This is a genomic window from Microbacterium sp. Bi128, from assembly GCF_918698205.1.
The window spans coordinates 1-1,178 of sequence record NZ_CAKKMM010001518.1; the positions used below are offsets into that span (position 1 = coordinate 1).

1 protein-coding gene and 1 pseudogene are annotated in these 1,178 nt (G+C 63.5%); both read left to right on the plus strand.

From position 1 onward, the window contains the following. Positions 1-4 precede the first annotated feature (4 nt). A pseudogene (locus LQV45_RS34180) lies at positions 5-565 on the plus strand (acetyl-CoA carboxylase biotin carboxylase subunit); the annotation flags it as partial. A gap of 66 nt (positions 566-631) precedes the next feature. Continuing rightward, complete coding sequence (locus LQV45_RS34185) at positions 632-1,027, plus strand: hypothetical protein (RefSeq protein WP_230012303.1); 396 nt, start codon at positions 632-634, stop codon at positions 1,025-1,027. Positions 1,028-1,178: the final 151 nt, after the last annotated feature.

A 1,178-nucleotide genomic window follows, 5' to 3' on the forward strand; every position in this document is an offset into this window, starting at 1 on the left:
CGCCATGAGGGGCAATAAGTCCTTGGCGAGGGAATCGGCCCGGAAGGCTGGCGTCCCCGTGCTCCGTGGCTCGGACGGCCCCCTCGATCCGGCGGCCGACGCCGTAGAAAGCGCCCGCAGCATCGGCTACCCGCTCGTGATCAAGGCTTCCGCCGGCGGCGGCGGCCGGGGCATCCGCTTTGTGCACAGCGAAGGCTAGCTTCTGGAATCCATTGAGCAGACACGCGGCGAAGCGGCTGCTGTCTTCGGCGATCCCACCGTTTACCTGGAACGCTTTGTCCAGCATGCCCGTCACGTGGAGGTACAGGTCCTCGGCGATGGAACAAACTTCATCCATCTCGGCGACCGCGACTGCTCTATGCAACGGCGCTCCCAGAAGGTCATTGAAGAAGCACCGGCGCCGGACCTCCCGGACCACGTCCGCCAGAGGATCCGGGATTCCTCCGTGGAACTCGCCCGCGAGTGCGGCTACAGCGGCGCCGGAACGGTCGAATTCCTCTATGACCCGGTCAACCATGAAGCGGCGTTCATCGAAATGAACACCCGTATCCAGGTTGAGCACCCGATCACCGAGCAAATCACGGGCGTCGATCTGATCCGCGAACAGCTGCAGATCGCGTTCACCGGGGCGATGTCCCTCCGCCAGGACGACATCGCATTCAATGGCCACTCCATCGAATGCCGTATAAATGCCGAGGACCCCGACCACCACTTCTTCCCCAGCCCTGGCCTCATCACGGCCATGGACTGGCCCGCCGGCGCAGGCGTCAGGGTGGACACCGGGGTGGAGACCGGTTCCACGGTCACTCCGTACTACGACTCCCTGATGGCCAAGCTGATTGTGCATGCGGACACCCGCGAAGCGGCCATTGGGGCGATGCTGACGGCCCTGGATGAGACCCGCATCGAAGGCGTCAAAACCACCATCCCGGTGCACAAGAAGCTGCTGAGCCGGCCCGAATTTGCGGCCGTCACCCACCACTCGAAATTCCTTGAAACCGTCCCCGATCTGATGGAGGCACAATGAGCAGCCCGGAACCCGCCGTGTTGGAGGCCCGTTACACCTGGGGCGGAGACGAATTCCTGTTCGTTGAGGTCGCAGAGTCCATGAGCCTGGCCGCCAACTTCCGGGTGATGTCCATAGCAGCGAAGCTTTCGGCCATGCAGCTGCCCGGCAT

Excerpts from the sequence above, each read along its gene's own strand:
- LQV45_RS34185 (WP_230012303.1), top strand. The coding sequence starts at position 632 with ATGTCCCTCCGCCAGGACGACATCGCATTCAATGGCCACTCCATCGAA.